Below are 15,690 nucleotides of genomic sequence, written 5' to 3'. Positions count from 1 at the left end.
TCGAGATAAAGGCAAAGTTCGCCCGCCAACGAGACCTTCAGACCAGACGATGCCCAGCGCGCTGGAGGATCCCTGTCAGCGCATGGGCAACCGACTGCGCTCGCACCCTCTTGCGGTCACCGTCAAAATGACAAGTAGCGGTAGCGACGAACCCCTCAGGTCCGGCCCATGCGAAGCAGACGGTCCCGACGGCCCTGGTCGCAGATCCACCGTCCGGGCCCGCAACACCGGTGATGGCCAGCGCCCAGTCAGCGCGGCTGCGCTCGAGTGCGCCCAGCGCCATGGCAGCGGCTGTCGCTTCGCTGACCGCACCATGGGCTGCAAGCGTATCGGCAGCGACGCCCAGAATCTCGACCTTGGCTTCGTTCGAGTAGCTGATGAAGCCGCGGTCGAACCAGCGCGAACTGCCGGCGATAGCCGTCAGGCACTGCCCGACCCAGCCACCAGTGCAGGATTCTGCCGTCACCAGTCGCTGCCCGTTAGCCAGAAGCTGGCGGCCGACTTTGGCGGCCAGCCCTTCCAGCGAGGCTTGATCACCAGCACTCATTCGAGGACCCAGCGCAGGATGGCAAGGATCACCAGCGTATAGCCGGCTGCGCACACGTCGTCAGCCATCACCCCAAGACCATTCTTCACCTTCTCGTCAAAGTAGCGCGCTGGTTGCGGTTTGACGATGTCGAAAAAGCGGAAGAGGCAGAAGGCCGTAAGCTGCCATGACCAGTGCGCCGGGCAGAAGAGCAGCACCAGCCAGAAGGGAACGATTTCATCCCAGACGATGCTGCCGTGATCGATGACTCCGAGGTCGACGCCGGTCTTGTGCACCGCCAGGACCCCGCCGACGAAAGAAATCAGCAGAAAGCAGAGCATCTCGAAGTCGCTCATCCACGGCCGTAGCAGCGGGAATGAAGCCCACGCGAAGAGGGTGCCCACAGTACCCGGCGCTCGCGGCGAGAGGCCGCTGCCAAATCCGCAGGCGACCAGGTGTGCCGGATGCGCCAGCAGGAAGTGTATGGAAGGGGGACTAGCCAAAGTGATCGTAGCCTCTCTGGTCGATGGCCAGAAGCTGCCCCTCCTCGCCAAAAACCGCCAGACTGCCAGGGACAGAGCCTCGCAGGTGGCCGCAACGCCAGAGCGGCAGAGCAAGCTTGCCCGCCAGTGCGGCAAGCTCGGAGCGCTTCTCGGGTGACGCGGAAAACATGAGTTCGTAGTCATCGCCGCCAGCGAGTTGACACCTGCGAGCCAGCACCGGGTCCGCATCCGGCGGCAGCGGCGGCAACTGTGCGACAAAGACTTCCGCGGCGACCCCTGAACGCTCGAGGATATGGCCGAGGTCAGCGAGCAGGCCGTCCGAGATGTCGATGGCGGCATGCGCAAGGCCACGCAGGCACAGTCCCAGTTCGACTCGGGGCAACGGGCGCAGCAGGGAGTCAAGGCAGCGTTCGGCAAGCGCCTCAGGGAGCCGGGTTATTCCCTGTAGGTGGGCAAGACCCAGGGCTGCCAGACCCGGCTGGCCTGAAACCCACAGGTCGTCGCCCGGCAGCGCGGCGTCACGTCTGAGTGCTGTACCGGCACGCAGCTCGCCGATCGCCGTCAGACACAGATTACGCGGACCACGCGTCGTGTCGCCGCCGATCACATCGACGCCAAATCGGGTAGCGCAGGCAAACAGTCCTTCGGCAAACGCTCCGATCCAGGAGTCACAGGCTTCCGGCAGACTGCCGGCAAGCAAGGCCCAGCGTGGCCGGGCACCCATCGCTGCCAGGTCCGAGAGATTCACCGCCAGCGCTTTCCAGCCGAGCCGGCTGGGGTCGGTGTCAGGCAGGAAGTGGGTTCCCTCGACCAGCATGTCGGTGGTGATCGCGAGAGTCATCCCTGGAGAGGGGGCAACGAGAGCGCAATCGTCACCAGGACCCAGGATGGCCTGTGGGGTTGGTCTGGAGAAATGGCGCCGGATCAGTTCGAATTCGCTGGTCATCGTCGCTTCCGCAGTTCGCTCGCCCGATCAATCCGGACGATTGATCAACGGCTTCTACCACGCGCCGCGCGTCTGGCTTCAACCTCGGCAGGACGCAGGCTCGCAGAGAGTTTGTCGAGAACACCGTTGATGTACTTGTGACCATCGGTGCCACCATAACCCTTCGCCAACTCGATCGATTCGTTGATGATCACCCGGTATGGCGTCTGCAGGTAATTGTTCAACTCGAAAGCACCCGCCAAGAGAACACAGGCCTCGACTGGCGAGAGTTCGGTGAAGGGACGATCGAGATAGGACTGCAGCTGTCCCTCCAGCCTCCTGCGCTGAGCGAGGACACCCCGCAGCAGGCCGGTGAAGAACTCGCGGTCGGCCTTGTCAAAGCCCTCGCTGTCAAGCAGATGGGCTTCAATCGCTGCCTCGTCGTTACCACTCACCAGCGATTGGTAAAGGCCCTGCAGGACGAGTTCGCGGGCCAGTCGACGGGGTGACCTGACCGCGGCGTGAGTGCTCTCTGGCGCTGCCTGAGGCTTCCCAGCCATCACGATTGTCCCCCAATGGCATCCAGCAGATTGGCCATCTCGACCGCGACCTGGGCGCAGTCGGACCCCTTCTGATGCATGCGCGCGATGGCCTGATCGTCGTCTTCGCAGGTCAGAATGCCATTGGCGATCGGTATTCCGGTACTGATCTGCACTTCCATCAGCGCCCGGCAGGAGTCGTTCGAGACAATCTCGAAGTGGTAGGTTTCCCCGCGAATCACCGCGCCGAGCGCGATCAGTGCCTTGAAGCGGCCGCTACGCGCCATCGTCTGCAGCACCAGAGGTATTTCCAGAGCTCCCGGAACGGTGGCGATGGCAATGCTTCCATCGTCCACGCCAAGGCGCTTGAGTTCGCTGGTGCAGGCACTGAGCAGGCCTTCACTGATATCCTGGTTGAAGCGGCTCATCACGACGCCAATCGCCAGGCCCTTGCCCTTGAGCGATGCTTCGTACTCGTAGATCTTCTCGCGGCCTGCCGTGGCAGACGTTCCTTCATGTTTCTTCAGGGTGCCCATCATAGTCTCTCAAGGTCGGCTGGCGTGGCAATGTGACCGGTCACTTCAAGGTCAAAGCCGGTCATGCTCGGCATCCGGCGTGGGCTGGCGAGAAGTTTCATCTTCCCGACCCCTAGATCGCGCAGGATCTGCGCACCAATGCCGTAGATCCGGGGGTCCCAGCGGGTCGCCGGACGTTTTGTCGAAACCGGTTCACGGAGTATCGCCAGCAGGTCCTGGCCACTTTCAGGACGGTGCAAAAGCACGATCACCCCAGCCTCCACGCGGGCCAGCGCTGCCTGAGCAACGTTGAGTGGAAAAGTGTGCCGACCACCCCCAGGATCGAGGAAGTCGACGACCGAGAGGGGTTCGTGGACACGTACCAGCGTTTCCTTGTCCGGGCGAATATCGCCTTTGGCCAGCACCAGATGCACTTCGTTGGAGCTGCAATCGGTATACGCGTGCAGGGTGAATTCACCGTGCGCCGACTGCACCGTCTTGGAAAGAGTACGTTCGACCAGCGTCTCGTGCCGACTGCGGTAATGGATGAGATCCGCAATGGTGCCGATCTTGAGGCCATGTTCACGGGCAAACTCGGCGAGATCACTGAGGCGCGCCATGCTGCCGTCTTCCTTGAGGATCTCGCAGATCACCGACGCCGGCTCCAGGCCAGCCAGAAGTGCCAGGTCGCATCCGGCTTCGGTGTGGCCGGCACGCACCAGAACGCCGCCATGCTTCGCCATGATCGGAAAGACATGTCCGGGTTGTACGATATCTTCAGGTCGCGCATTCCTCGCCACGGCAGCCTTGATGGTCAACGCGCGGTCCTGAGCCGAGATACCGGTCGTGACCCCTTCGGCCGCTTCGATGGAAACCGTGAAGGCCGTACTGTAAGGGCTCTTGTTGTCACGCGCCATCTGGGTCAGGCCCAGCTGCCGGCAGCGCGCCTCGGTCAGTGTCAGGCAGATCAGGCCACGGCCAAAACGGGCCATGAAGTTGATCGCCTCGGCACTCACATGCTCGGCAGCCAGGATCAAATCGCCTTCGTTCTCGCGGTCTTCCTCGTCTACCAGGACAACCATGCGTCCGGCCCGCATTTCAACAATGATCTCTTCGATCGGCGAGACATCGGCAGAAGTGCTCTGTGGTGCCATGTATAACTCCTCCGCGCCAGTCTTGCGCGCAATGTGGGCCGGTGCCCGGCTTGCGACTGCCGGTGCGCCGACGAGCAGGATGCCCTTCAGTGGCCGCGGCAAATCCTGACCCTCATCAGCTACGACCGGGGCCGACCCAGCGGCCACCAACTTCCCCGGATCATTCCCGAATCCGCGATTCTCTCAGTTTCCGGGCCTGACCGCCACGTGAGGATGTCGATGAATGGGTAACCGGCCATTGTTCGACCGTCCGGTCGGGCCAGTCTTGGGGCGGGGACATCGCGGCGAGCACTGCCCGGGGCGCAAGACCCAGGCTGATGCTCACGCGGGGTCCGCAACGTTTTGCAGGCGGCAGGCGTCTGTTTTACAGCCTTATCGTACCGGATCCGGTATGTTCTCAGCGAGGCGATCACCCAACGGTCGAGTTATTCGTTTTATCATATGGATACGAATGCAGCTGCTTCGTTGGCTGATCGATGAACAGTGGCTGGGTGTGCGTCGGCAGGTTCCGATGGTGGTGGACGATAGTCAATGCGAAGGTACCTTCAATGTCAATGAGTCAGGTCTTGCTGTTGATCGCAGCCGGAGTTTTCTTCGCTTTTCTCGTGTTGCGTTTGCTTCGCGCTCGACGCGCCGCCCCCAAGCGAGGCGACCGAGAACCTGATGGACGGATTACCGCCGAGACGGACCGCCTGGCGGCCGAGGAAGCGACCCGTCGCGAGACCGAACGACTCGAGGCCGAAGAAGCGGCACGTCGCGAAGCCGAACGTCTGGCAGCGGAAAAAGCAGCCCGTCGCGAGGCCGAACGCCTGGCGGCCGAAGAAGCGGCCCGTCACGAGGCCGAACGCCTGGCAGCCGAAGAAGCAGCCCATCGCGAGGCCGAACGACTGGCAGCCGAAGAAGCCACCTCCCTCGCGAGCCCGGCGCATCGCGAGGAAGCGACCCGTCGAACGCCTGGCAGCCGAAGAAGCAGCCCATCGCGAGGCCGAACGACTGGCAGCCGAAGAAGCAGCCCATCGCGAGGCCGAACGACTGGCGGCCGAGGAAGCGGCCCGCCGTGAGGCCGAACGACTGGCGGCCGAGGAAGCGGCCCGTCACGAGACCGAACGCCTGGCGGCCGAAGAAGCAGTTCGTCGCGAGGCCGAACGACTGGCAGCCGAAGAAGCAGCCCATCGCGAGGCCGAACGACTGGCGGCCGAGGAAGCGGCCCGTCACGAGGCCGAACGACTGGCGGCCGAGGAAGCGGCCCGCCGTGAGGCCGAACGCCTGGCGGCCGAGGAGGCGGCCCGTCGCGAGACCGAACGCCTGGCGGCCGAAGAAGCAGTTCGTCGCGAGGCCGAACGACTGGCAGCCGAAGAAGCAGCCCATCGCGAGGCCGAACGACTGGCGGCCGAGGAAGCGGCCCGTCGCGAGGCCGAACGACTGGTGGCCGAAGAAGCCGCCCGTCGCGAAGCCGAACGCCTGGCGGCCGAAGCAGCCGCCCGTCGCGAAGCCGAACGCCTGGCGGCCGAAGCAGCGGCCCGTCGCGAGGCCGAACGCCTGGCGGCCGAAGAAGCAGTTCGTCGCGAGACCGAACGCCTCGAGGCCGAGCGCCTGGCGGCCGAGGAGGCGGCCCGTCGTGAGGCAGACCGTCTGGCCGTCGAGGAGGCACTGCGCCAGGAGGAGGAGGAGCGCCTGGCTGTCGAGGCTGCGATCGCGCAGGAATCCGAACGCCAGGCCGCCGAGGAAGCATTGCGTCGGACGCTTGCAGCCGCGCATCCGCCAGCGAAGCTGAAGGCCAAGACTGAGGAAGAAACCGTGGTCATGGTGGCTGATGATTCAAGGGTCGTGCGGATCAAGACGGGGCGACTGCTGGCCGCCCACCGCTACCAAGTGGTGATGGCGGAAGATGGCCTGGATGCGGCAAGACAGATCGAGGCGGCTGCGCCCGACGTTCTCGTGACGGACGTGGACATGCCTGGCATGAATGGCCTGCAATTGGCACGTCAGGTGCGTGGCAATCCGCTTACCGCCAGTGTCCCAATCATCATGGTGACTTCCGACAATGAGCAGTTGCGTGCGGAGGCTGCTGCAGCCGGGGTTGATGTTCTCCTTGGCAAGCCCTATCCCGAAGAGCAACTGATCAGCCATATCAAACAGCTCATGATCGCCCAGGCTGGTAGTTGATGGGCAACGGGCAGGGCAATCGGTACTGACCAGCTCCTGGTGGACGCAAGCAGTGCCCAGCCCGTGCCGGCGCATCGGCAAGCAATCGACTCGCAGTCACCGCGCCCCAGGCATCCATGCCTTGATCATCAGGCGAGAGAGGACCACCGGGAAGTGACCGATCAGCAGCGACCCCGCGATCAAGAGGAAGGAACGCCCGCCCGCAACGAGTTCCTGGTCATATGCCTGTGTGCGGAATGGTGTGGCATTTGCCGGGAATACCGAAACGGCTTCCAGGAGGTTGCCAGGCAGTTCCCTGATGCAGGATTTCACTGGCTGGATGTTGAAACGGACGCAGACCAACTGGGCGACATCGACGTGGAAAACTTCCCGACGCTGATCATCAAGCGGCAGCAATCGGTCCTCTTCTACGGCACCATGCAGCCTTACCCGGCTCACCTGAAACGGACCCTGCGGGCTTTCCTGGAACAGAGCGCAGAACAGAGTCGGCAATATGCCTTTTCCAGCGCGACGCGGTGCGGCTGGCAGGCAGATGACGATCTGCAGCGGCTCGGTCCGGATCATCCGGGGCGAATCGTCGCGTAAGCGAGCCGACCGCCAGGAACCCACTTCAGCCGGTTCTGGGTCAGCGCCACCGGGTGAGCGGCAAGTCACTCTGGGCGGATGGCGACCATCGCTTTGCTCGGGGGGTACGCGGTGCTAACGCCTCGGCGGTGAGCTATCGGTCGTCGAGCTCCGGGGGGAAGACTGATCGCCATGTCCACATCCCCGCCAGGCCTCAAGTGCCTCCAGCGCGCCCCGCAGATTGGCGAGCACAACCACGCCGGGCTGTGGCGCCAGGCGCTGCGCGCCGCTTCCGCCGACCCATAGGTCAACCTCCGACGGCAGCAGTTGCCGCAGCTGGCTGACCTGGGGTGCAACCTGTCTTGCCGGGAAGGCTGCGGAGAACGATACGGCAACGATCTCGGCCCTGTGTGCCACGGCGGCCATCTGGATGTCGAAAAGTGGCGTCTGCGTGCCGAGCGAAATACAGGTCGCACCATCAAGTACCAGCAAGGCCTCGACCATCAGCAAACCCAGGAGGTGCTGCTCCTCGGGGACGGTGGTCAGCAGGATGCGTGGACCGACGACACTCGGTGGCAGGCTGCCGATCGCCTGGCGCAACAGGGATTTCATCTGCTCCGTGTACAAGTGTTCCTCGAAAATCTGGAACTCGCCACTCATCCACGCTTCGCCAACCGCCTGATTGAGTGGCGCAACAATGTCGATGATGAATCCCTGCAGACCAAGCCGCATCATCGCCTGGTTAAGGGCCTGACGCAGTATCGGCAGATCGTTGGCCTTGATCAGCCGGATGGCGTGTCGCACGACCGCGTCGCCACTCCCCGGCTCGGCGACGCTCTTCGCCGCGCACGCATTGCAGAGCGAAGAGAACTCGTCCTCGCTCGCCGCAAACAGCCGGCCAGGGCGGTAACCATGATCAATCAGGCGTTTCATCAGTCGCAATCGGTCGACCTGCTCGGCAGGATAGACCCGCTCGCCGTGGTTGTCGCGGGTTGGCTGCGGGAAACCGTAACGGCGTTCCCAAACGCGCAAGGTGTCTTTGCCGAGTCCGGTGTCGCGCTCGACGGCGCTGATATTCAAAGCTGGACGAGTATTCATATTGTCCTGGACAAACTGCCAAAAACCGTTGACAAGGTTGAAGTGGTGCGAATATAGTAGCGGCGAATGGTCGAATTGTCCACGACAAAAAGGAACGTTTCAATGAGAGCCAAGTTTCAATCAACCCCGTCAATGACCCCCCGGAGACCTCTCCCCGGCAGTCATGTACGTTGGACATCGTGCCGCCGAGGGTTCTGGCCGAGGCGTTCAATGACCGCCATGGCCCTGCTAGCAGGGGCGAAGCGGTCGGCTTGTCCTGGACATTCGAGCGAACGCCAAAGATGCGCGGCTGCGCTGTCGCACGCTTCACCCAGCCACTGCCCTGGGATTTTCCGGCCATGCCAGTCCATGCCGTCGATGATTCATTGCTGCCCCACTGGAGACTTGTCATGAATGCACCAGAGCGTTTCTTGCTCCCCGACATCCAGGCCCGTGTCGACCTGAGGCAACTGGCGATCAACAAGGTCGGAGTCAAGGGCCTGCGCTATCCGCTTGCGCTGCTCGACGCTAGCGGCAAAGTGCAAAACACCGTCGCTCGCCTGTCAATGTCAGTCGGTCTACCGCCCGACGTCAAGGGCACGCACATGTCCCGCTTCGTCGAGATCCTGGAACGGCGTCGTCCTCCGTTGAACGTCAATCGCTTGTTGCGCATTTTCGACGACATGCTGCTGCGACTGGATGCACAGAGCGGCGAAATTGAACTTGCTTTCCCCTACTTCATCAACAAGGTCGCCCCGGTCTCCGGCGTCGAGAGCCTGCTTGACTACGATGTGCGCATGATTGTCGCCAAACGCGAAGGACGGGCCGCGCAACTGACCCTCGAGGTCGTGGCCCCGGTGACCAGTCTCTGCCCATGTTCCAAGGAAATCAGCGACTACGGGGCACACAACCAGCGCTCGCACATCACCATCAGCGCGCGACTGCGCGCCGGAATGACGCCAGACGAACTGGTGCGTCTGGCCGAAGACGAGGCTTCCTGCGAAGTCTACGGACTGCTCAAGCGTCCGGACGAGAAGTGGGTCACTGAGCGTGCCTACGACAACCCGAAATTTGTCGAAGACCTGGTCCGCGACATCGCACTGCGCCTGATGAGCGAACCGCGCATTGCGCGATGGACTGTCGCGTCCGAAAACTTCGAGTCGATTCACAACCACTCCGCCTACGCCGAGATCAGCGGCGAGAACGGCGGCGACGCCGGCTTCGACGCCGAAAGCGCCTGAACCTCGAGGAGACAAGAATGCTTCGCGGACAACGTATCGCCGTCGTCGGATCGGGAATCTCCGGTCTCGCCAGCGCCTGGCTGCTTTCGCAGCAGCACGCGGTCACGCTTTACGAGGCTGGAGATTACCTTGGCGGCCACACCCACACCGTCGATGTGACGGTCGAAGGCATCAGTCACCCAGTCGATACCGGATTTCTGGTCTACAACAGCCAGACCTACCCGAATCTGACCGCCCTCTTCGCGTACCTCGGTGTGGCCAGTGTCGAAACCGAGATGTCGTTTTCGGTCAGTCTTGAGGAGCCCCGCCTGGAATGGGCGGGCAGCAGCCTGGCGACCATCTTCGGGCAGAAGCGCAACCTGCTGCGGCGAGACTTCTGGCGCATGCTGGCGGATATCCTGCGTTTCAACCGCGAGAGCGTGGCCTGGATCGAACGGCATCCCGACTACGATCGCAGCCTGCGCCATTTCCTCGCCGCCGGGGGCTATTCGCGACCATTTGCCGAGTGGTATTTGCTGCCGATGGCGGCGGCGATCTGGTCCTGCCCTGCGGGCCAGATGCTCGACTACCCGCTCGCCAGCTTCGTCCGCTTCTGCCGCAATCATGGTCTGTTGCAGGTCGTCAACCGCCCGCTATGGCGCACGGTCAGCGGCGGCGGGCGCGAGTACGTGAGGAAACTGGCCGCTGGTCTCGACGACATTCGCCTGGCGATGCCGGTCCGCCGCCTGGAGCGTCGCGAGAGCGGCATCCAGTTGCATACTGACGGAGCGGTCGAGCAGTACGACCAGGTCGTCCTCGCCTGCCACAGCGATCAGGCCCTGGCAATTCTCGGCGAGTCCGCGACCGATGCGGAGCGTCGACTGCTCGGTGCGATCCGTTACGCCCCGAACCGTGCCGTACTGCACACCGACGCCGCGTTGCTGCCGCGTTCGCCGGCCCTCTGGTCGGCGTGGAACTATCTGTCCAGCGCCCCGGAGCTTGACCGCCGTCCGGTCAGCGTCTCGTATCTGATCAACCGCCTGCAGCCCCTGCCGTTCAAGACACCGGTCATGGTCTCGCTGAACCCGCAGCGTGAGCCCCAGCCAGCGCAAGTGATTGCCGAGTTCGACTACGCACACCCGATCTTTGATGGCCCGGCGATCGCCGCCCAGCGCGAGTTGCCGACCGTCTCGGGCGACAACGGCGTCTGGTTCTGCGGGGCCTGGAATGGTTACGGCTTCCACGAAGACGGCCTCAAGTCGGCGCTGCGGGTAGCGAACGCGCTCGCCTGTCGCGCTCCCTGGCAAGGCCTGGCGGCAGCTTCCCCGGCGAAGCCGGCTGTTAGGCCGCTGAAAGAACTCGCGGCATGAACGCTTCGCCGCCGCGCCTCTTCTTCGGACATGTCATGCATCGGCGCCTGCGTCCAGCCGCCAACCGCTTCGTCTACCCGGTCTACTTCTGCCTGCTGCCGCTTTCCAGCGTCGAGCAGGCAACCAGCGCGCTATTCTCGGTCAACCGCTGGAATCTGTTCAGCTTCCGCTTCTCGGATCACGGTGCCCGTGACGGCTCGCACCCACTGCCCTGGATACGCAAACTGATGCAAACGGAAGGTATTCGCACCGATGGTGAAGTCTGGTTGCAGTGCTTTCCGCGTGTTCTCGGCTTCGTCTTCAACCCGATCAGCATGTGGTTCTGCCACGACCCGAAGGGTAATCTGGTCGCCGTCCTGGCCGAAGTGAACAACACCTTCGGCGAGCGGCACAACTACCTACTGGCCAACGCCGATGGTCGACCGATCCGCGATGGCGAGCGGATCGAGCGGCGCAAAGTCTTTCATGTCTCGCCGTTCATGGCCATTGATGGACACTACCATTTCCGTTTTCATGCACGCAGTGACGAAGAAGGGAACCCCGCGTGGCGTCTGGCGCGCATCGACCACGGCGATGCTGGCGGCGACCTGCTGCATACCTCGATCTCGGGCGACGCTGAACCGTTGACTACTGGCCCCCTGCTGAAGGCCTTTGTCCGCTTTCCGCTACTGACGCTTGGTATCGTCCTGCGCATTCATTGGCAAGCCCTGAAGCTATGGGTCAAGCGTGTGCCCTTCTTCACCAAACCTGAACCTCCACTGGAGGAAACAACACGATGAATGCCCTCGAAAACACCCTCACCCTGCCGGCCAGGTCTGCCGAACGGCGGCCACCGCGAAGTGCGCGGGTCATCCTGTCACTGTTGGAGAAGATAGCCCACGGTACGCTGGAGGTTCGCCTGCCCGACGGATCGCGGCAGCGCTTTGGTCAGCCGGGCCAGCAAGACGCGATGCTCGAAATCGATGCCTGGTCGGTGTTCGACAGCGTGCTCGAACGGGGTGATGTCGGCTTCGCCGACTCCTGGATCACCGGCGACTGGAACAGTCCTGACCTCACCGCGCTGCTGACGGTGCTGGCCAACAATCGTCAGGTAATCGCTGGCGCGGTCTATGGCCAATGGTGGGGTCTGCTGGCCGCACGTCTGCGGCATTTTCTGCACGCCAACACGCGCGCCGGCTCTCGCCGCAACATCATGGCCCATTACGACTTGGGCAACGACTTCTACCGGTTATGGCTGGACCCGACGATGAGCTATTCGAGCGCCCTTTACTCGACGGCCGCACCGCGTGCCATGGCCGCCGCACAACTCGCCAAGTACCGCCGCATCCTCCAGCGGCTCGACGCCAGCCCTGGCCAACGGGTGCTGGAAATCGGCTGCGGCTGGGGTGCCTTCGCCGAAACCGCGGCACGTGAAGCCGGCCTCGAAGTCGTTGGACTGACGCTGTCGCCGGCACAACTTCAGTTTGCCCGTCAGCGCATGCAACTTGCCGGGCTCGACCAGCAGGTAAACATCGAGTTGCGTGACTATCGCGACCTGATCGGTGAGCAATTCGACCATATCGTGTCGATCGAGATGTTCGAAGCGGTCGGCGAACGCTGGTGGCCAACCTATTTCAGGACTCTACAGCGCCTGCTGGCGCCCGCCGGCAGGGTGGTCGTGCAGAGCATCACGATTCGCAACGACCTGTTCGCGCGTTACCGTCGCGGCACCGACTTCATCCAGCAACACATCTTCCCGGGCGGCATGCTGCCGAGTCCGGCGGCCTTCGGACACGGTGTGGCGGCGGCGGGGCTGCAGCTGCGCGACAGTCTTTCCTTCGGCCACGACTACGCGCGGACGCTCGGCGAATGGTCAGCCAACTTCGAACAGCAGTGGCCGCAGATCCAGGCGCTGGGTTTCGATGAACGCTTCCGCCGGTTGTGGCGATTCTATCTGGCGTATTGCCAGGCCGGATTCATCAGCGGCTGTACCGACGTGATGCAATTCGAACTGGGGCATCCGCGATGAGGGCACTGATCGCACTCCTCCTGTTTGCCTGCAGCAGCCTGGTGTATGCCCTGCCCGAGGCGGTGCGCAAGGGCGAAGCTGACTGGCGGCAGTGGGGCAGCGGCGAAATGACCTGGCTGGGTTTTTCGCTCTATCGTGCGACCCTGTGGGTGGTCGGTGAGCCGGCCACTGAACTGCCGGCAAGCTCCCCGTCTGCTCTGCAGCTGGACTACCAGCGCGACATTCCACGCGACCGCCTGGTGCAGACCAGTGTCGACGAAATGCGTCGACTGGGCGCCAGCGAAGGACAGTTGCAGCGCTGGGAGCCCGAGTTGCGGCGGGTCTTCCCTGACGTCAAGGAAGGCGAAAGCATCATTGGCGTGCACTACCCGGGGCGGGGTGCAGCCTTCTTTCATCGCGGCCGCCCGACCGGCGAGGTGCGGGATGCGGACTTCGCGCGCCTGTTCTTCGCCATCTGGCTCGACCCACGCAGCCGCAGCCCCAGTCTGCGGACCGCACTGCTCAAGCGACCGGACAGCTGAACGTGAGTACTCTCCCGACGCTGACGCCGCCACTTCGGCATCTGCTCGCGTACGGCGCGCTCGGGCTGCCACTGGCGATGGCCGCCCTGCCGGTGTACGTGCATGTGCCGCGGCTCTACGCCGAAGCCGCCGGCATGAGCCTGAGCCTGCTGGGTGCCCTGCTGCTGGCAGCGCGTCTGCTGGACGCCGGTATTGATCCGCTGCTCGGTGGTTGGAGCGACCGCACGCCGAGTCGCCGGCGTCTGATCGGCATCGCCCTGCCCTGCTTGGCACTGGGGATGCTCGCCTTGCTGCATCCGCCAGCGGTGGCAGCGCCCCTCTGGCTGCTGGCTTCGCTGATGTGTACCTATTTCGGCTTTTCGCTGGCCAGCGTTGCCTATCAGGCGTGGGGCGCAGAGCTCGGCCGCGATGGCGGCGAGCGTACCCGCCTGACTGCCAGTCGCGAGGGCTTCGGTCTGCTCGGCGTGGTCATCGCGGCGGCTCTGCCGGGGCTGCTATCGAACGATCTTGCCCAGGGACTTTCCGGCTTGGCGCAGATCTTTCCACTGCTCCTGCTGCTGCTGGCAAGCTGGACATTCCTCGGAGCACCGCCATCGGTCGCGCGGCCACGAGCAAACGGCAATTTCTTCGGCGATCTGCGTGCTGTGCTCGACGATCGTCGCTTCCGGCGGTTGTTGACGGTATTCGTGGTCAATGGCATCGCCGCCGCCCTGCCGGCAACGCTGGTGCTGTTCTTTGTTGCCGATGTGCTGCAGGCCGAAGCGTGGAGCGGCGCTTTCCTGGCCCTTTACTTCGTCAGCGGCGTCGCCTTTCTGCCGCTATGGGTGGTGCTCGCCAGGCGCTTTGGCCGTGTGGCAAGCTGGGTGGCCTCGATGTTCGTCGCAATCGCTTCTTTTGTCTGGGCCTGGGGGCTGGGCGCCGGCGACGTCTGGCCCTTTGCCGTTGTCTGTCTGCTCTCGGGTGCGGCGCTCGGCGCTGACCTGACGCTACCGGCCGCCTTACTGGCCGATATTTCAGAACAACCGGCTACTGACAAGCAGAAGGAAAGCCAGCCGGCGCAGGCCGGCGCCTACTTTGGCTGGTGGAACCTGGTTGCCAAGCTCAATCTGGCGCTGGCCGCTGGCCTGTCGCTACCGTTGCTTGATCTGGTCGGTTATCAGCCGGGTGTTGATGAGGCGACAAGGGGCCTGGCGGCGGTGTACTGTCTGTTGCCGTTGTTCTTCAAGACCACCGCTGCCGTGCTCGCGTGGCGCTGGCGAAAAACTCTCGAGGTGTGCTGATGAAAACCCTGTGGCTGACCTGCTTCGCCTGTGGTCTCCTTGGTCTTGGCGGCTGCGGCGGATTATCCGTCGAACGCTACCGGGCTGAACAACCGGCGCTTGATCTGGCCCGCTATTTCAGCGGCACGATCGACGGCTGGGGGATGTTCCAGGATCGTTCCGGCGCCGTGATCAAGCGCTTTCACGTGGTAATCGAAGCGCACTGGGAAGTGCGCGATGGGGTCGACGTCGGGACCCTCGACGAGAACTTCTCGTGGTCGGACGGCACTACCTCACGCCGGGTTTGGACGATCACCCGGGTCGACGCTTCGCGCTACGTCGGGCGCGCTGACGACGTCGTTGGCGAGGCGCGTGGCGAGGCGGCTGGCAACGCGCTGCGCTGGCGTTACGTGCTGGCCTTGCCGATCGACGGACGGGTGTGGCACGTCGACTTCGACGACTGGATGTTCCTGATCGACGACCGGGTGATGCTCAACCGCTCGGAGATGAAAAAGTTCGGCCTCCACCTCGGCCAGGTAACCTTGAGTTTCACCCGCCGGTGACGCGATGAACCCACGTATCGACGACTGGTCGGGAAAGCGCGTCTGGCTGCTCGGCGCCTCGAGCGGCATCGGCGCGGCGCTGGGCAGAGCGCTGCTCGCGCGTGACGCCTGCGTCGCGCTCTCGGCGCGCAACGCGGCTCGCCTGCTGGAGGTCGCAGCGGGTGAGCAACAGGCACTGGTGCTGCCCTGCGATGCCGCCGACGAAGCCAGCTTGCGCACGGCCTGGGAGGCCTTGCTGGCAGCCTGGGGCGGTGTCGACGTGGCCCTCTACGTCGCTGGCGACTATCTGCCGATGCGCGCCTGGGAACTCGATGTAGCTAAGGCGCGCCACATGATAGCCGTGAATTTCGGCGGTGCTGTCTCGTTCGCCGCCTGTGTCCTGCCGCAGCTGCTGCGTCAGGGCAACGGCCAGATCGGCTTCGTCGCCAGTGTCGCCGGCTATCGCGGCCTGCCGAAGTCGCTGATCTACGGTCCCACCAAGGCCGCCTTGATCAACTTTGCCGAGGCGCTGTACCTCGATCTTGAACCGAAAGGAATTGGTGTTCGGCTGATCAATCCCGGGTTTGTCGCGACGCCGCTCACCGCCCAAAACGATTTCGCCATGCCGGCGCTGCTCACCCCCGAGCAGGCGGCAGCGGAAACCATCGCCGGCTTTGCCGGTGGCGCTTTCGAGATCCACTATCCGAAGCGCTTCACACGGGTGCTCAAGCTGCTTGCCCATCTGCCGTACCGGATCTACTTTCCGCTGCTTCGTCACTTGGCCGGAGAGTGAAGGAATCC

At 63.6% G+C, this 15,690-nt stretch carries 17 protein-coding genes; 10 read left to right on the top strand and 7 right to left on the bottom strand.

Annotation, left to right across the window (positions count from 1 at the left end; translation table 11 throughout):
- Positions 1–37 precede the first annotated feature (37 nt).
- The 6 genes from V5B44_RS05575 to ribBA are packed head-to-tail and all read right to left on the bottom strand — an operon-like array spanning position 38 to position 4,162.
- Positions 38–547, bottom strand: coding sequence for a CinA family protein (locus V5B44_RS05575; protein WP_332358114.1), 510 nt, complete (start codon positions 545–547; stop codon positions 38–40).
- The gene (locus V5B44_RS05570; RefSeq protein ID WP_332358560.1) at positions 544–1,035 is read right to left on the bottom strand and encodes a phosphatidylglycerophosphatase A family protein; all 492 of its coding nucleotides are present in this window, start codon (positions 1,033–1,035) and stop codon (positions 544–546) included. The genes V5B44_RS05575 and V5B44_RS05570 overlap by 4 nt, the downstream gene beginning before the upstream one ends.
- On the bottom strand, positions 1,022–1,975 hold the full coding sequence (gene thiL, locus V5B44_RS05565; protein WP_332358113.1) for a thiamine-phosphate kinase: 954 nt from the start codon (positions 1,973–1,975) through the stop codon (positions 1,022–1,024). The genes V5B44_RS05570 and thiL overlap by 14 nt, the downstream gene beginning before the upstream one ends.
- Before the next feature lie 44 nt (positions 1,976–2,019).
- The gene (nusB, locus tag V5B44_RS05560; RefSeq protein ID WP_332358112.1) at positions 2,020–2,514 is read right to left on the bottom strand and encodes a transcription antitermination factor NusB; all 495 of its coding nucleotides are present in this window, start codon (positions 2,512–2,514) and stop codon (positions 2,020–2,022) included.
- Positions 2,514–3,029, bottom strand: coding sequence for a 6,7-dimethyl-8-ribityllumazine synthase (ribH, locus tag V5B44_RS05555; RefSeq protein WP_332358559.1), 516 nt, complete (start codon positions 3,027–3,029; stop codon positions 2,514–2,516). Before ribH ends, nusB begins: the two co-directional genes overlap by 1 nt.
- Positions 3,029–4,162, bottom strand: a complete 1,134-nt coding sequence (gene ribBA, locus V5B44_RS05550; protein WP_332358111.1) for a bifunctional 3,4-dihydroxy-2-butanone-4-phosphate synthase/GTP cyclohydrolase II — start codon at positions 4,160–4,162, stop codon at positions 3,029–3,031. Before ribBA ends, ribH begins: the two co-directional genes overlap by 1 nt.
- Before the next feature lie 663 nt (positions 4,163–4,825).
- Between ribBA and V5B44_RS05545 the strand changes: the two genes are divergently transcribed.
- Both V5B44_RS05545 and V5B44_RS05540 read left to right on the top strand, forming a co-directional pair.
- A complete protein-coding gene (locus V5B44_RS05545; protein WP_332358110.1) occupies positions 4,826–6,328 on the top strand; it encodes a response regulator in 1,503 nt (500 codons plus the stop codon).
- A gap of 39 nt (positions 6,329–6,367) precedes the next feature.
- Entirely contained in the window at positions 6,368–6,913 is a 546-nt protein-coding gene (locus V5B44_RS05540) for a thioredoxin family protein (RefSeq protein ID WP_332358109.1), read from the top strand.
- Positions 6,914–7,027: 114 nt separating this feature from the next.
- On the opposite strand, the gene V5B44_RS05535 is transcribed toward V5B44_RS05540, so the two are convergent.
- Positions 7,028–7,990 (bottom strand): MerR family transcriptional regulator, encoded by a 963-nt coding sequence (locus V5B44_RS05535; RefSeq protein ID WP_332358108.1) that lies wholly within the window; start codon positions 7,988–7,990, stop codon positions 7,028–7,030.
- 389 nt (positions 7,991–8,379) lie between these two features.
- Between V5B44_RS05535 and folE2 the strand changes: the two genes are divergently transcribed.
- From folE2 to V5B44_RS05495, 8 genes are read left to right on the top strand one after another with little or no spacing between them, the layout of a single operon-like run.
- Positions 8,380–9,210: a GTP cyclohydrolase FolE2 gene (gene folE2, locus V5B44_RS05530; RefSeq protein ID WP_332358107.1), complete on the top strand. Its 831-nt coding sequence runs from the start codon at positions 8,380–8,382 to the stop codon at positions 9,208–9,210.
- Positions 9,211–9,227: 17 nt separating this feature from the next.
- A complete protein-coding gene (locus tag V5B44_RS05525) occupies positions 9,228–10,559 on the top strand; it encodes an NAD(P)/FAD-dependent oxidoreductase (protein WP_332358106.1) in 1,332 nt (443 codons plus the stop codon).
- A complete protein-coding gene (locus V5B44_RS05520; RefSeq protein ID WP_332358105.1) occupies positions 10,556–11,338 on the top strand; it encodes a DUF1365 domain-containing protein in 783 nt (260 codons plus the stop codon). The genes V5B44_RS05525 and V5B44_RS05520 overlap by 4 nt, the downstream gene beginning before the upstream one ends.
- Positions 11,335–12,567 carry a cyclopropane-fatty-acyl-phospholipid synthase family protein gene (locus tag V5B44_RS05515; protein WP_332358104.1) on the top strand — a complete coding sequence of 411 codons (1,233 nt, stop codon included), beginning with the start codon at positions 11,335–11,337 and terminating at the stop codon, positions 12,565–12,567. The genes V5B44_RS05520 and V5B44_RS05515 overlap by 4 nt, the downstream gene beginning before the upstream one ends.
- A complete protein-coding gene (locus V5B44_RS05510) occupies positions 12,564–13,088 on the top strand; it encodes a chalcone isomerase family protein (RefSeq protein ID WP_332358103.1) in 525 nt (174 codons plus the stop codon). The genes V5B44_RS05515 and V5B44_RS05510 overlap by 4 nt, the downstream gene beginning before the upstream one ends.
- A gap of 2 nt (positions 13,089–13,090) precedes the next feature.
- Positions 13,091–14,368 carry an MFS transporter gene (locus tag V5B44_RS05505; RefSeq protein ID WP_332358102.1) on the top strand — a complete coding sequence of 426 codons (1,278 nt, stop codon included), beginning with the start codon at positions 13,091–13,093 and terminating at the stop codon, positions 14,366–14,368.
- Positions 14,368–14,910: a DUF3833 domain-containing protein gene (locus V5B44_RS05500; protein WP_332358101.1), complete on the top strand. Its 543-nt coding sequence runs from the start codon at positions 14,368–14,370 to the stop codon at positions 14,908–14,910. The genes V5B44_RS05505 and V5B44_RS05500 overlap by 1 nt, the downstream gene beginning before the upstream one ends.
- A 4-nt stretch (positions 14,911–14,914) precedes the next feature.
- A complete protein-coding gene (locus V5B44_RS05495; protein WP_332358100.1) occupies positions 14,915–15,682 on the top strand; it encodes an SDR family NAD(P)-dependent oxidoreductase in 768 nt (255 codons plus the stop codon).
- The last annotated feature ends 8 nt before the right edge of the window (positions 15,683–15,690 follow it).

Source organism: Candidatus Accumulibacter necessarius (assembly GCF_036625085.1).
Note: the sequence above shows the minus strand (reverse complement) of the source record. Positions and strands in the feature narration are given on the sequence as shown.

Coding starts and splice junctions, on each gene's coding strand:
- V5B44_RS05495 (WP_332358100.1), top strand. CDS start 14,915: ATGAACCCACGTATCGACGACTGGTCGGGAAAGCGCGTCTGGCTGCTC.
- V5B44_RS05510 (WP_332358103.1), top strand. CDS start 12,564: ATGAGGGCACTGATCGCACTCCTCCTGTTTGCCTGCAGCAGCCTGGTG.
- ribH (WP_332358559.1), bottom strand. CDS start 3,029: ATGGGCACCCTGAAGAAACATGAAGGAACGTCTGCCACGGCAGGCCGC.
- folE2 (WP_332358107.1), top strand. CDS start 8,380: ATGAATGCACCAGAGCGTTTCTTGCTCCCCGACATCCAGGCCCGTGTC.
- ribBA (WP_332358111.1), bottom strand. CDS start 4,162: ATGGCACCACAGAGCACTTCTGCCGATGTCTCGCCGATCGAAGAGATC.
- thiL (WP_332358113.1), bottom strand. CDS start 1,975: ATGACCAGCGAATTCGAACTGATCCGGCGCCATTTCTCCAGACCAACC.
- V5B44_RS05525 (WP_332358106.1), top strand. CDS start 9,228: ATGCTTCGCGGACAACGTATCGCCGTCGTCGGATCGGGAATCTCCGGT.
- V5B44_RS05575 (WP_332358114.1), bottom strand. CDS start 547: ATGAGTGCTGGTGATCAAGCCTCGCTGGAAGGGCTGGCCGCCAAAGTC.
- V5B44_RS05535 (WP_332358108.1), bottom strand. CDS start 7,990: ATGAATACTCGTCCAGCTTTGAATATCAGCGCCGTCGAGCGCGACACC.
- nusB (WP_332358112.1), bottom strand. CDS start 2,514: ATGGCTGGGAAGCCTCAGGCAGCGCCAGAGAGCACTCACGCCGCGGTC.
- V5B44_RS05515 (WP_332358104.1), top strand. CDS start 11,335: ATGAATGCCCTCGAAAACACCCTCACCCTGCCGGCCAGGTCTGCCGAA.
- V5B44_RS05500 (WP_332358101.1), top strand. CDS start 14,368: ATGAAAACCCTGTGGCTGACCTGCTTCGCCTGTGGTCTCCTTGGTCTT.
- V5B44_RS05545 (WP_332358110.1), top strand. CDS start 4,826: ATGGACGGATTACCGCCGAGACGGACCGCCTGGCGGCCGAGGAAGCGA.
- V5B44_RS05520 (WP_332358105.1), top strand. CDS start 10,556: ATGAACGCTTCGCCGCCGCGCCTCTTCTTCGGACATGTCATGCATCGG.